Consider the following 13941-nt stretch of genomic DNA (forward strand, 5'->3'; position numbering starts at 1 on the left):
ATGCCAATCTCAAAGATTAGAAAGAAAGTCTAGTTCTTGAGGTTGGTATTTTTGCAAAATATTTAAAAGAGATTTTGACAGTAGGCAAACTTTGGAGTAAAATAATAATATTATTACATAATATGGAAAAGAGGAGCTATTATGGCTAAGAAAAAAGAACTAAAAACAAATGCTATGCGATTTTTAGATGAAAATGGTGTAGAGTACAATCATTTTGAATTTGATGCAGAAAGCGATGCTGCGAAAACTGGTGTAGGAGTAGCTGATATCATCGGGCGTGACCATAACCAAGTATTTAAAACAATTATGACTACAGATGGTAAAGGTAACTATGTTGTAGGAGTACTTATGAGTGAAGATAGCATAAACTTTAAAAAACTTGCTAAAGCAGCAGGTGTGAAAAGTTTATCAATGTTACCACTTAAAGACCTAACAAAAATTACAGGATATGTAAAAGGTGGATGTTCACCATTTGCGATGAAAAAACTATTCCCGACTTTTGTAGATGAAAAATGTCGTGAAGTAGAAACGATTATTGTTTCTGCAGGTAAAGTAGGTCACCAAGTAGAGGTGAAACCAGAAGTACTAGAGCAACTTATCGGTGCTCAAGTAGTAGACTTTAAAGCTGAATAATATAAAAAGAACGACTTTTAATAATGATAATTGATGTATCTTATTATTTGAGTCGTTTTTTATTTTTTAACAAAAATTAATATATATTCAGTAAAATTTAAATATTAAAAATTTATAAATTATTGTTGAAAAAAGATAACAAATCACTCTAAAAATTGCTGAAAACGTATGAAGTAACAATATTTATCTTAATTGAAAAAGTATTGTAACATAATTGAAATAGTTTAGATATTCTACTGAAACTTTGTTTTGTTATACTAATAAGAGTAAGGAGGCGTAGTATGTTATTTGATACGCATGCGCATCTAAATGATGATGCTTATTTAGAAGACTTAGAAGAAACTATTGCTCGCGCGAAAGAAGCGGGAGTTAAATTAATAAATATAGTTGGCTTCGATGATAAAAGTATAGAAAAAGCACTGGAAATTACAGCTAAATATGACTTTTTATATTTAACAGTTGGTTGGCACCCAGTAGAAGCAATAGATTTCACAGAAGAAAAATATGAAATGATAAAAAATATTGCTTTAACAAATGATAAAGTAGTAGCAATCGGTGAGATTGGTCTAGATTATCATTGGGATAAAAGTCCAAAAGATGTTCAAAAAGAAGTATTTAGAAGACAAATTCAACTAGCTAAAGAAGTAAATAAACCGATAGTAATTCACACACGTGATGCTATGGCAGATACAATACAAATACTTCAAGAAGAAAAAGCTAGCGAAATTGGTGGGATAATGCACAGTTTTTCTGGTTCTGTAGAAAGCATGAATATTATGCTAAAAGAGAAATTCTATATTTCATTAGGAGGTCCGGTAACATTTAAAAATGCGAAGACACCTAAAGAAGTAGCAAAAGCCTGTCCATTAGATAAGTTGTTAATTGAAACGGATTGTCCGTACTTAACACCAACACCATATAGAGGAAAAAGAAATGAACCTGCATATGTGTATTATGTAGCACAAGAAATTGCAGATCTTAAAGAAATGTCGTATGAACAACTAACAAAACAAACATTCAATAATGCATGTACGTTGTTCGGATTAGAAGATAAAAAGGAGATTGATTAACAGAATGAAATTAGGTAGAATTATTGCAGCAGCAGCAACATCAGGATTATTATTATCAGGAGCTTTCGTAGTAGCGGAAGAATATACAGGGCACAACGTTTTCGCCGTGAGTTTAGATAACGGAAGCAAAGTTGAGTTAAAAGCTAAAAAAGGAACAGTAAGAGAAGTTCTTATTGCTAATGACATTCCTTTTGGAGCAGACGATAGAGTAGAACCAGGACTAGATACAAAGGTAAACGGTGGGGAAACTATTAACATCTATAAAGCTCACGAAGTAACAATCGTTGATGGTAATACAACTACAGTAAGAAAAACTACTTACAAAAAAGTTGGAGATATCTTAAAAGAATTAAACATTACTCTTGGAGAAAACGATAGAGTAACACCAGATTTAAACAAAGAAGTAGCAACAGTTGATACTATTAAAATCGTAAGAGACGGAAAAGCTACAGAAGTTAAAAAAGAAGAAATTAAATTCGGAACAAAAGAAGAAAAAGATGATTCTAAATATGTAGATGAAAAAGTTACTAAAGTTGAAGGTAAAAACGGAGAAAAAGAAGTAACTTATAATGTTGTAAGAGAAAACGGAAAAGAAATTTCTAGAGAAGTTGTTTCAGAAAAAGTACTTACAGAAGCAACAACTAAAGTAGTTGTAGTAGGAACAAAACAACGTCCAGCAGATCAACAAAAATCAGCTAGTCAATCATACGCAGCTCAATCAACTCCAGCTCAATCATATTCATCAGCTGGTGGTTCAGTAAGATTATCAAATGGTAACACTGCAGGAGCAGAAGGAGCGGCAGCAGCTCAAGAAATGGCTCGTCGTACAGGAGTTTCAGCTTCAACTTGGGAACACATTATTGCACGTGAATCAAACGGACAAGTAAATGCTAGAAACGCTTCAGGAGCTAGTGGATTATTCCAAACTATGCCAGGATGGGGATCTACAGCAACAGTTCAAGACCAAATCAATGCAGCTACTCGTGCATACAAAGCGCAAGGGTTAGCAGCTTGGGGAATGAGATAATATAAACAAAAAGGCGATCGCTTGATCGTCTTTATTTGTAAAATTATATAAAGAAAATCTAAGTTATAATATTATGTAATTACACATGATTTTATAACTTAGATTTTTAATTTTGTATTCTCTTTTCAATCAATTTGAATGTTACAAAAGATATCACAGAACAAATCACTATTGCAATTGCACTAGAATGGAAGATATTACCAATTCCGACTAGTGGTGAAACAACCCCACCTAAGAAAAATGGTACGAACCCGAAGAATGCAGATGCACTACCAGCACGTTCACGCTCTAAACTCATAGCGATAGCAGAACCAGCAGGTAGTATAAAACCTAGCCCTAGTAAAAGAAGGAAGAATCTAGCTTCAATGAATAGGAAAGGTAATGTTAATGTTAATACGATTGCTAGATATATACTAACTGCTAGCATAAGTGATAATCCTAGCTTAATACTATTTTTTTCTTTAAAGCTACCAGCACTTTTACTTCCTAAAACTATAGCAAAACCATTAAGACCAAAACATAAACTGTACATTAATGGAGTTAAATTATAGTGTGTCTGTAAGATAAATGGAGACGCAGCTATATATGCGAACATTGCAGCTAAAGCGAATCCTTGGATGATAACTAGCGCAAAGAACAGTTTATTTTTTGCGACTAGGATGATTGAGTAATAAGTTTTAGTTATTGGAAGATTCAATCTTTTATCTGAATTTAATGATTCATGGAACTTAAAACTTACAGCTAATAAGATAATACCTATTACAGCAAGAGTTACGAAAATTCCTCTCCAGTCTGTAAGTTGTAGTAATAAACTCCCTAATATAGGAGAAAGTATAGGTGCTAATCCATTAACTGCCATAAGTAATGCAAAGAATGCAGCTAGTTCACGCCCTTGGTATAAATCAGTAGAAATAGCACGAGAAATAACTACAGCACCTGCAGATGAAATACCTTGGATAAATCTCAATGTTATCATTGCATAAACATTCGGAAAGATAATAATAGCCAGTGTACTGATTAAATATATAACTAAGCTTATTATTAATGGATTTTTACGTCCGTATTTATCACTGATAGGTCCAATAAGCAATTGCCCTATTGCAAGACCAACCATACTACCTGTTAGAGTAAGTTGAATTGTTGAGGTACTAGCATTGAAAAACGAGGTCATAGTAGGCAATGCTGGTAAATATAAGTCTGTAACAAATGGCCCAAAAGCCGATAAAGTTCCTAGAAATAGAACTAAAAATAATTTAGAATTTCTTTTTAATGTCATATTGACTCCTTTCTATTTTTTGAAATACGTTACGTATTATAGCATAAATAAATTTTTTTCGTAAGTTTTTTTCTTTAAAGAAGTAAAAAAATTTAATATGAAATTTTATAACTATTGATAATAAATCTTAAATAAATATTTTACTATTTTTAGATGTAGGAGATTCAATTTTTGTACTTAACATAAAAACATTAAACTTTATATTTTTAAATATAATTTTGTATTCAAAGTGCGGGGTGTATAATGTCTGTAAACCTCTTAAAAACAGTTGTATCAAGGGTTTATGTCTGTTAAAATAAAAGTATGAAGTACAAAAGGAGGTTGTTAATATGGTAAAAAATTCTCAGAAATTTAAGCATCCTAAGGGGCTGTGGCTTATTAATGTAATGATAGCCATTCAGAGTTATGCATCATATGCAACATCAGGATTTTTAATATTATTTTATACTTATTCTGTAGAACAAGGTGGATTAGGGTTAGATAAAACATTCGCAGGGGACGTTATGGCGTATCTTGGAACAATTGGTTCTCTTCTACCGCTTTTAGGAGCATATTTAACTGATAAATATATCGGTATGCAACGTGCAATTCAGTTTGGTATTCTATTTAACTCGATAGGGACACTGTTTACCGCATTTGCTCATGGTAGATTCTACATCTTCTTAATAGGGGTAATTATTAACTCTATTGCTGGAGCATTCTTCCGTGGTAACCTATCAGCTATTGTAGGGGAACTATACGATGAAAAACAAGTATCTATGAAAGATGCTGCATATAGTATCTTCTATACTTTCGTAAATATCGGAAGTTTACTTGGTCCAATTATCGGTGGTCTAATTTACCAAGATTGGGGAGCTACAAAAGGAGCAGATGGTAAAATTGCAGTTTATGGATTTACACCAGCATTCTTAATGGTTTCTATCTGTTTATTTGTCACATTCATATTATTTACATTTGGTAAAAATAAATTACTAGGTGATTCAGGAAGATATCCAGTTGGTAAAAATAAACATGAATCTGCTGAAGAAAATAAAGAAGACTTAAAAGGATCTAAATATGATAAAGGTCGTTTATATGCTGCCGTTATAATCTTTGTATTCTCTACAGTGTTTTGGTCAGCGTATTTCCAAACACAAACAACAATTACTCTTATGACAGATGAGCTTGTAAATTTAAATGTGTTAGGATTTGATATGCCGATTACTTGGTTAGTTTCATTTAATGGATTCTTATGTATAGTGCTTGCTCCACTATTTGGATGGTTCTGGATGAAAAAAGCAGAAAAAAATAATGACTGGAAAGTAGCTACGAAAATGGGTTGGGGTATGCTACTAACTGGTTTAGGATTTGTTTGTTTTGTACTAGGACTTCAATCATTAGGTGGAAAACTAGATGGATCAATAAAAATGAGCATTTGGTACGTATTAGGTGGATACTTCGTACTAACAGTAGGGGAATTACTAGTATCACCAATTGGTATGGCATTGTTCAGTAAATTATTACCTAAAAAATTCGCCGCTATGTCTATGGCGATGTGGTATTTCACATATGTTGTATCTTCATGGATCACAGGTAAAACAGTAGGTTGGACTGAAACTTGGGGTTATGAAAAAGTATTAACTATAATTGCAATAATTATGGGAGTATTAGGGGTACTGCTATTTATTATAGCTAATCCATTAGAAAAAATTATGGCTCTTGATAAAATTGGAAAAGAAGATGAAGAAGAGCTAGAGGTACAACAAGCTTAAAAATAATAAAAAACTGACTTAAATAATCGTAAGTGATTAATTTAAGTCAGTTTATTTTATATCAAAATCTATAGAATCAATATTCATAATAAGTTTGTTATTTATAAACCAAATTAATGAAAATACATAAACGGCATAAGTAAAAAATAATAAAGAAGAAAGAATAGTAATTTTATTATTTTTTAGGAATATGAAATTCAATAAAATTATTATTAAGTAAACAACAACAGAAATTAACAAACGTTGTTTATTTTTTTTTGCCCAATTATTGTATTTTTCCAATAATTCAGCTTTTTTAGCTTCGTTATCCACAAAATTCCTCCTAAGTTTTATATATAAAATTATAACAAATAAAAGACTATGCTGCAATTAAATAACTGAAGTGTAAAAAAGTGAATAATATTTGTATATATTCCCTATTTATGTTGATTGAATACAAATAAATATGGTATAATTAAGTTGCCATATTATACACAAAATTGGAGGCAATATGTCTTATACAAGAGATTATATATTTGAAAAAATAATAGAAAAACTACCTACTTTAAAAATTCATGAAAGACGAGAAAAAGATAATAGTGTTTTTATTTTAGAGTATGAAAATCGTCGTGCAAAAATAGATATAGATAGTTTTGTCAGAAAGTTAGGAGATAAGAAAACTAGCAAAGGGGATAAAAAAATAGAAGAGTTTGTCTACTATATAGTAGAAAATTTCAGTGCACAAACAAGTGTTTCTTTAGACAACATTAATGAAGAACAATTGTTGGAAAATATTTATCCCGTAGTTAGAGCTAGCAGTTTTAATAAAGATAAAGAAAAAGATCTTGTTAGTTTTGAACATACAAATGAAACAAAAATTTATTTAGCGTATGATTTTAAAGATGGCTATAAATTGCTAGATAGTAGTTTTTTAGATAAATTCTCAAAAAATAAGCAAGAAATTTTAGAGGTTGCTAAAAATAATTTAGAAGAATTACCACTTAAGTATAATGTGGATGAAGTTGCAGGGAATAAATTTTATTTCTTAAATGCGAAAGATGGTTATGATGGAGCTAGAATATTCGATAAAAATGTATTAGATTACTTCTATAAGAAAATAGGGGATTCATTTTATGTCGGCTTGCCACATCAAGATACGTTAATTATCGCAGATATAAATAATAAACAGGGATTAGAGATTTTGCAAAAAATGATGGTTCATTTTTTTACAGAAGGTCTAGTGCCGATAACAACAATTACATTTAAATATGATGGAAAAGAACTAGAGAGTTATTTTATTTTTGTAGAATAACTTTAAAAATAAAAATTAAGTATAGGAGAGAGAGTCATGTTATTTTTTTACAATAAGAAAATGTTAGGAGAAACATTATTAATTACTATTCAGAGTAAAGAAGAGGTAACATACGAAGATAAGAAAAATATCACTTTAATTAAAGATGAAAATGGCGCTTTAGTTGGGTTAAATATTTTTAACGTTGAAAACTTGAAATTAGATGGAGAAGGAAGTATTGATTTAACAGAAGAACAAAAAGAGATTCTTCAAAAACGTTTAGAAAAAAATGGAATAAAAATTGATTTAGAAGGAAACAATGACGATTTCTTCGTAGTTGGAGAAGTTTTAAGTTGTGAAAAACACCCAGATGCTGATAAGTTAAAAGTAACTGAAGTAAAAGTTAGTGAAGATGAGACATTACAAATTGTCTGTGGAGCGCCTAATGTAGAAGCAGGACAAAAAGTTGTTGTAGCATTAAGTGGTGCAATGATGCCAAGTGGTTTATTAATTAAAAAATCAAAATTACGTGGTGTAGAATCAAACGGAATGCTATGTTCAAAACGTGAATTAGGATTACCACAAGAAGAAGCACGAGGAATTTTAGTATTAGATGCTGACACTAAAGTAGGAACTCGAGTAAAAGATTTGAATCTTAAATAAAATCTAACTTAGGAGGTGTAAAGTATGGTTAATTGGAAAAAGTGGTTTTTAGAAGAAGATGAAGATGAGATATTCGAAGAAGAGATATCACGTAAAGAGAAGAAAGAAAGTCCTTTAGAAACTAGGGAAAGAAGAACTGAAAACAAGAGAAAAGAAAGAGTCTATTATGAAGATGAAGAAGATTTTGAAATAGACTTTAGTTCTAGAAAATCTAAGAGATCATTTGAAGATGATGAGTTTGAGTCAGACTCTAGAAATAGAAAAGGAAGAGAGAAAACTCAAGAAAAATTTGATGAATATGAAGAAGTAAACCTTGAGGATTTTGAAATAGATGAATTCGAAGATGATGATTATGAAGAAGACTTCGAACAAGAGAAAAAATCTAAAAAAGGAAATGGTTTCTTTGCTAAATTCAAAAATCTATTTAAACAAAATGATGAAGAATTAGACGATGACTTTTTAGATGAAGATCTTCTTGAAGAAGATGAAGATGACGAGGCTGAAGATTATAAAACATATCTAGAGCGTCAAAAACGTGAACAAAAAGAGAAAGCTAAAATAGCTGAAAAAACACAATCAAGAGTAGTCAAAGAAGAAGACTATGAAGATTATGAAGACGATGAGGAAGAGTACGAAGAAGGTAAAAAAGTAGGATTCTTCTCAAGACTTAAAGAAAAATTATTTAACGTGAGTGATGATGAAATCGATCAAGAAGAATTAGAAGCGGTACTAGATGATTTTGAGGATGAGGTAAAAGAAGAGGAAACTCCAGTTAAGAAAAAAACTCAAGTATCAGTTGAAAGATTTGATTCTGAACCTGAAGAAGAACTAGAGATTGAGTTTGTAGATGAAGTTAAAGAAGAAGCTAAGTTTGAAGAAATCGATATTACTAAATACGAAGAAAAAGAAGAAAAAGCTTCAGCTGGAACAGTTACAGACTTAGGGGATGCTCTTAAGAAACTTGGAGTTTCGAGTTCTGAAATAACTGATGTTGATATCTTTGATGAGAAACCATCAAGAAGAAAACACCCAACTCTTGCTGCTGTTCGTACTAAGAGATTAAAACAAGATCATAAGATTGACACTCTTGGAGACAGTGTAGTACTAGGAAAAGATGGTAGTGAATTAAAACAAGAAGTAGCTACTTCATTCAAAGGTCAAGCTAAAGAGGAAACTCAAGTTCAAGAAGAAAGAACTACTAAAAATAGAGAAGCTCGTAGAGAATTCGAAGAAAACTTTAATTCTCTAGAGAGAAGAAGCGATAAGATTGAAAAAGATAATCCATTATACGCTAAGAAAAACGAAAAATTAGAGGGTATCTTTGATGAAATTCGTGAAAAAGAGAGCAAAACCCACGAGAAAGAGGCTCCAGCACTAGAAGTTAGAGAACTTGATGCTGAAGGAAGCCGCCGTGAAAAATTAAAATATACTTCTGTACATGATGTATTAGAAGGAAATGAAGATTTATTCGAAGATGATATCGATAGAGTAAGCAAAAAACTTGTTGGTGAAAGATTCGAAGAAGGCCAAGAATCTAGCGAAGAAGTTGAAAACTTCAGAAAAGGTTTATATGAAGGTAAGAAATCTGAAAATACTCAAGAAAGAACAGCCTTAGATGAGCTTATTAAAACTGAGAATATTGATGTTTCTCCAAGAAAAGAAGAAACTCTTCCTGAAATAGAAGAACTTAATGAAAACTTAGCTGACCTTAAGAAAGAAAAACAAGAAGAAACTTATGTTGATTTAGTTCAAGAAGTGGCTAAAATAGAAGATGTTGAAGTTGAAGACTACGAAGAATTTAAAGAAGTTAAAAAAGATAGGCTTTCTGGTTACAGTGATTATCGTTTAGATGAAGAAGAAATCGAAGAATTAGAAGAACAAAACTATCTAGAAGAATCTGCAGACTCAGTAAATATCGATAGTTTATTAAGAGAAGTATCTCCAAACAATAAGATTATTAAAAAAGCTAATGATGTAGATAAATTCACAGATGAAAAAGTTGTTCCTAAAGAAGTAGCTGAGAAGAGAGTAGAAGACGCTAAAGTTCGCGAAGAAAGTGAAGTTGTTGAAGAAGTAGAACGCGGAATAGATTATACTGAAAAACTATATACTAATGATGTTTCTGAGTACTTCGATAAAGGTAATGGAACTAAATTAGGTGAATATAAAACAGTAGATCATGGATATAGACCAGTAAGTAAAGAAAAAATCGAAAATAATCAAAAAATTCTTGACGCAATTTTTGAAAAATATTCATCATCAGGAATTTCTTCATCGACTAGATCAGTAACGAGTCAAATGATGAGTTCAAATACTATTACACCTAAATCACGCAGTGTTGGTAAATTCAAACCATCTCCAGTATATTCTTCTGTATATGGTTCAGCAACACGTAATACAGCCGAAAATTCAAATAAACCAGTTGGTATATCAACTACAGGATTATCTATAAATAATCAAGTAAAAAAAGATGAACCAAAAATAGCCGAAAAAAAAGCAGTAGAAGCTAAAACAGCTACTACAGTAAAAAATAATGCAAATATCTATAAAGAAATTGCTTCACAAGAAGAGACAGTTTGGAATATAGGTTCAGCAAAACGAGTACCTAAAAACAAGGTGAAAAATAAAAAATAATTAGATAATCGATAAGAAAGAGGATGGCTCAAAAGTCATCCTCTTTTACTTAATGGCTTTAGCCAATTGCTGATATGAAGTCTCGGAAATAAATAAACCACCTCTTTTCAGGGGTGATCTTTACTTTGTTAACTTTTCAATCTATTACATATTCTCCAGGGCTTAGAGTGTTAACGATAGTTTCGAATAAAATAATTCCAACTACGTTTAACATTAATCTTGAACGAATTTTTTTTCTGTTTTTTGGTGCATCGTAGACTTTAATCAAATAATCGCTCATTCTTGCTAGTGGACTACTCACAAGGCTAGTGATTGATAGAATTGTTGCTCCATTTTGTTTTGCCTCCAAGACGCAATCATTAATGACGTCAGTATTACCACCTAGAGAAAATACTAAAATTACATCATCTTTTGTACAAATATCAGAGATTCTTTTAATAGAATAATGTTCAAAATAGTCATTTGACCAAAGGTTAATAAGCTTAAGTTTTCTATTGAAATCACTCATAACCATGTAGCTTGAGCCACTACCTATACAAAATATACGACGAGCATTAATTATTTTATCGGCAAAAGTATCAAAATCATCTTGATTAAGAATAGACATTGTTCGAGAAAATTCAACGCTAAGCTGTTCTTTTAAAGTAATAAAGTTAGAAGAAGTAGCGTTATTATTTTTAGCTAATTCTTTACTCATTTTCAAATCATATTTTAAATCGATAAATGTGTTATACCCCAACTTTTTACAAGCACGAATTACGGTAGAAGAAGAAACGAGAACAGCCTGTTTAATTTCTTTTAAAGTGGTATGTTCAATATTATCTTGCTTCATAAGATAATCGATGACTTGTTGTTCTGAAATGGATAGTCTATCGTAGTTTTCTTTTAAATTCTCAAAAAACATAAAAATGCCCCCTATAGTAAAATTTACCAATGAATATTTTTTCTTTACTCAGCATTAAGTATCATATCACAAAAATTTTAAAATGAAAAGTTATTTTATAAACGTTTTCTAGAATTTAGTAAAATTTTACTAAAATAGTAATAAGTTACAATAGAAGAAACTTTTAGGCAAAAAACTAAAAACCGTTTTCATATCTGTTATAATGTACCTATAAAAAATAACAAAGGAGAAAAGGTAATGGCAAAGAAAAAAAATAAATTCGTCTCTGCTTTTGAGCAATTCGGACGTTCGTTCTTATTACCAGTATCTGTACTTCCTGGTGCAGGTATTATTAAAGGAATCGGGACAGCCTTCAGTAATTCAAATACACTAAAAATGTTCCCAGCGTTAAAAAATGACATTATTCAATTTATTATGAAATTCCTAATCGTATTAGGGGATACAGCATTCAACAACTTACCAATTATATTTGCGGTTGGGGTAGCTGTAGGTTTAGCAAAACGTGAAAAAGGTTCTGCTGCGCTTTCTGGTTTACTAGGATTCATCGTATTACACTACGTACTTAACTTCCTATTAGTACAAAGTCACAAATTAGTAGATACTAGTAAATTATCAAGTAACGAAGCAAAATTAGCATTATCAAATGCCATGCAGACAAAAGTACTTGGTATTCAAACAATGGACCTTAGTGTATTCGGAGGTATCATTGTAGGTATAGTTGTATACTTCGTCCATAAGTGGGCTGTTAAAGTTCAATTACCAACAGTTATTGGATTCTTCAGTGGACCACGTTTCGTACCTATCGCAACTATCGTAATTATGTCGGCAGTTGCTACTGGACTATTCTTTGTATGGCCTCCAGTACAAAAAGGTATCAGTGTATTATCAATCTTCATCCTTAAATCAGGACCTATTGGAACGTTCCTGTATGGTTTAGTAGAGAGAGCATTATTACCATTCGGTCTTCACCACGGTTTAAACTGGCCAGTTCGTACAACTGAATTAGGTGGAGCTTGGGAAATTGGTGGACAACGTGTAGTTGGTACAATCAACGCTTACTTAGCTTCATTAGCTGATCCAAACGTACAACATGTAGATCCAAGTATCACAAGATTTAACGGCGGTAAGTTCGTTTACTTCATGTTTGGTCTTTCTGGTGCAGCTTATGCAATGTACAAAACAGCTGATGAGAAAAAACGTAAAGTTGTAGGATCATTATTATTCGCTGCAGCTGGTACTTCATTCTTAACAGGTATTACAGAACCAATCGAATTTACATTCTTATTCGTAGCACCAATTCTTTATGTAGTACACGCATTCTTAGCAGGTTCAGCGTTATTCGCGATGCACATGTTAGGAGCAGGGGTTGCTACTCCAACTGGACACGGATTTATTAACTGGGTAATCTACGGAGTACTTCAAGGTCCTAAAACAGCTTGGTGGTTAGTACCAATCGTAGGTGTAGTTTACTTCTTCATCTACTATGTAGTATTCAGATTTATGATTGTTAAATTCGATCTTAAAACTCCTGGTCGTGAAGACGGAGATGATGTTAAATTATCTAATAAAAACGAAGCTCGTGCTAAACTTGGTGTAGAAATCGCTACAATCGGTAAAGAAGAAGCACCAAAATCAGTAGACGTAGCTGCTGGTGATGATGAAGTAATGGAAACAGTACAAAAAACACCAGAAGGAATTAGAAAACAAGCAGTTGAATTAGTTAAAGCACACGGTGGTCCAGATAACATCGAAGCTGTAGATGCTTGTATAACTCGTTTAAGAATTAATGTAAAAGATAAAAACTTAGTAGATCAAGAACGTATTACAACGAAACTTGGAGCTATGGGATTTGCAGAAAGTGATATGCAAATGCAATCAATTTACGGATCTCATGCTAATGTATTAAAAATGGAAATCCAAGAAATGCTTGGTATGGAGGAATAATTTCATGAAGAATTTGTTTGTTACAGACTTAGACGGTACATATGTTAAGAATTCAGTGTTCGTAGAACAAGAAGATTTAAAAGCGTATCATGATGCGAAAGAATACGGGGATTTCTCAGTTGCGACTGGGCGTTCTGTTGAAGAAATCAAATATATTGCAGAAGGCAATGATATGGATGTTACACACATGATAGGGTTTAACGGAGCGGTCGTAACAAGACAAGATGAAGTTCTTTTTGAAAAACACATTCCTACTAAAGATTTAACTGGGATATTCGAATATCTAAAGGAAAGTAAATTAATATTTGATGCTTTAGATGGAAAACAACGTATCGGTAATTTTGATCATGAGAAAAAAGATAGATTGTGGAACATGGAACTAATTTGTGTTGAAAATCCTTTTGAAATACTAAAAGGAAAAACAATCTATAAAATAAATGTAAGACCAACAAAAGACCAATTAGATTATCATTACGATATAATGAAAGAAAAATTTCCAGAAGTAGAGATTTATAAATCAGGTTCAACACGTATGGAAATCACAGCAAAAAATATTTCTAAAGCTAGTGGTATTGAAGCTATCAGGTCAGGATATGATAGGGTAATAGCTTTAGGAGATTCAGGAAATGACGTGGATATGTTTAAAGTAGCTGATATCTCATACTGTATGAACCGTGCGCCACAAGAAGTAAAAGACCAAGCTACACACGTAGTAGAAGATTTTGCAGCGGCGATAAAACATTTTGTAGAGAACTATGAATAGTAAAAA

The 13941-nt window shown here is 31.7% G+C and carries 11 protein-coding genes and 2 pseudogenes; 10 read left to right on the forward strand and 3 right to left on the reverse strand.

The genetic code is table 11. From position 1 onward, the window contains the following. The first annotated feature begins 141 nt into the window (after nt 1–141). The 4 genes and pseudogenes from ybaK to FOC48_RS10060 form a co-directional block, all read left to right on the forward strand. Nucleotides 142–633, forward strand: coding sequence for a Cys-tRNA(Pro) deacylase (gene ybaK / locus FOC48_RS09485; RefSeq protein ID WP_003148077.1), 492 nt, complete (start codon nt 142–144; stop codon nt 631–633). A 281-nt stretch (nt 634–914) separates the two neighbouring features. Further along, nucleotides 915–1703: a TatD family hydrolase gene (locus FOC48_RS09490; protein WP_003148076.1), complete on the forward strand. Its 789-nt coding sequence runs from the start codon at nt 915–917 to the stop codon at nt 1701–1703. A 4-nt stretch (nt 1704–1707) separates the two neighbouring features. After that, nucleotides 1708–2358 (forward strand): annotated as a pseudogene (locus FOC48_RS10055) (G5 domain-containing protein); the annotation flags it as partial. Nucleotides 2359–2427: 69 nt separating this feature from the next. Further along, a pseudogene (locus FOC48_RS10060) lies at nt 2428–2730 on the forward strand (transglycosylase SLT domain-containing protein); the annotation flags it as partial. Nucleotides 2731–2836: 106 nt separating this feature from the next. Here the strand turns inward: FOC48_RS10060 and FOC48_RS09500 are convergent. Then, entirely contained in the window at nt 2837–4006 is a 1170-nt protein-coding gene (locus tag FOC48_RS09500) for a multidrug effflux MFS transporter (protein ID WP_003148074.1), read from the reverse strand. A gap of 329 nt (nt 4007–4335) precedes the next feature. On the opposite strand from FOC48_RS09500, the gene FOC48_RS09505 reads away from it, so the two are divergent. Next, a complete protein-coding gene (locus tag FOC48_RS09505) occupies nt 4336–5757 on the forward strand; it encodes a peptide MFS transporter (protein ID WP_003148072.1) in 1422 nt (473 codons plus the stop codon). A gap of 51 nt (nt 5758–5808) precedes the next feature. Here FOC48_RS09505 and FOC48_RS09510 read toward each other — a convergent pair whose 3' ends face one another. Continuing rightward, complete coding sequence (locus tag FOC48_RS09510; protein ID WP_003148070.1) at nt 5809–6069, reverse strand: hypothetical protein; 261 nt, start codon at nt 6067–6069, stop codon at nt 5809–5811. 178 nt (nt 6070–6247) lie between these two features. On the opposite strand from FOC48_RS09510, the gene FOC48_RS09515 reads away from it, so the two are divergent. Genes FOC48_RS09515 through FOC48_RS09525 form a run of 3 tightly spaced genes read left to right on the forward strand, consistent with a single transcriptional unit; the run spans nt 6248 to nt 10324 of the window. Next, nucleotides 6248–7048 carry a DUF1444 family protein gene (locus FOC48_RS09515; protein WP_003148067.1) on the forward strand — a complete coding sequence of 267 codons (801 nt, stop codon included), beginning with the start codon at nt 6248–6250 and terminating at the stop codon, nt 7046–7048. Nucleotides 7049–7084: 36 nt separating this feature from the next. After that, nucleotides 7085–7690, forward strand: coding sequence for a YtpR family tRNA-binding protein (ytpR, locus tag FOC48_RS09520; protein WP_003148066.1), 606 nt, complete (start codon nt 7085–7087; stop codon nt 7688–7690). A gap of 24 nt (nt 7691–7714) precedes the next feature. Then, complete coding sequence (locus FOC48_RS09525) at nt 7715–10324, forward strand: hypothetical protein (RefSeq protein WP_003148064.1); 2610 nt, start codon at nt 7715–7717, stop codon at nt 10322–10324. A 136-nt stretch (nt 10325–10460) separates the two neighbouring features. Here FOC48_RS09525 and FOC48_RS09530 read toward each other — a convergent pair whose 3' ends face one another. Continuing rightward, nucleotides 10461–11228 (reverse strand): MurR/RpiR family transcriptional regulator, encoded by a 768-nt coding sequence (locus FOC48_RS09530; RefSeq protein WP_003148062.1) that lies wholly within the window; start codon nt 11226–11228, stop codon nt 10461–10463. Nucleotides 11229–11465: 237 nt separating this feature from the next. Here FOC48_RS09530 and FOC48_RS09535 point away from each other — a divergent pair, with 237 nt between their 5' ends. Both FOC48_RS09535 and FOC48_RS09540 read left to right on the forward strand, forming a co-directional pair. Continuing rightward, a complete protein-coding gene (locus FOC48_RS09535; RefSeq protein ID WP_003148061.1) occupies nt 11466–13172 on the forward strand; it encodes a PTS transporter subunit EIIC in 1707 nt (568 codons plus the stop codon). A gap of 4 nt (nt 13173–13176) precedes the next feature. Continuing rightward, on the forward strand, nt 13177–13935 hold the full coding sequence (locus FOC48_RS09540; protein WP_003148060.1) for a Cof-type HAD-IIB family hydrolase: 759 nt from the start codon (nt 13177–13179) through the stop codon (nt 13933–13935). The last annotated feature ends 6 nt before the right edge of the window (nt 13936–13941 follow it).

The organism is Gemella haemolysans (assembly GCF_012273215.1).
GTDB lineage: Bacteria > Bacillota > Bacilli > Staphylococcales > Gemellaceae > Gemella > Gemella haemolysans_A.

Bases quoted from the DNA above. Each gene is read 5' to 3' on its own strand.
- ybaK (WP_003148077.1), top strand. From the start codon at position 142: ATGGCTAAGAAAAAAGAACTAAAAACAAATGCTATGCGATTTTTAGAT.
- FOC48_RS09490 (WP_003148076.1), top strand. From the start codon at position 915: ATGTTATTTGATACGCATGCGCATCTAAATGATGATGCTTATTTAGAA.
- FOC48_RS09500 (WP_003148074.1), bottom strand. From the start codon at position 4,006: ATGACATTAAAAAGAAATTCTAAATTATTTTTAGTTCTATTTCTAGGA.
- FOC48_RS09505 (WP_003148072.1), top strand. From the start codon at position 4,336: ATGGTAAAAAATTCTCAGAAATTTAAGCATCCTAAGGGGCTGTGGCTT.
- FOC48_RS09515 (WP_003148067.1), top strand. From the start codon at position 6,248: ATGTCTTATACAAGAGATTATATATTTGAAAAAATAATAGAAAAACTA.
- ytpR (WP_003148066.1), top strand. From the start codon at position 7,085: ATGTTATTTTTTTACAATAAGAAAATGTTAGGAGAAACATTATTAATT.
- FOC48_RS09525 (WP_003148064.1), top strand. From the start codon at position 7,715: ATGGTTAATTGGAAAAAGTGGTTTTTAGAAGAAGATGAAGATGAGATA.
- FOC48_RS09530 (WP_003148062.1), bottom strand. From the start codon at position 11,228: ATGTTTTTTGAGAATTTAAAAGAAAACTACGATAGACTATCCATTTCA.
- FOC48_RS09535 (WP_003148061.1), top strand. From the start codon at position 11,466: ATGGCAAAGAAAAAAAATAAATTCGTCTCTGCTTTTGAGCAATTCGGA.
- FOC48_RS09540 (WP_003148060.1), top strand. From the start codon at position 13,177: ATGAAGAATTTGTTTGTTACAGACTTAGACGGTACATATGTTAAGAAT.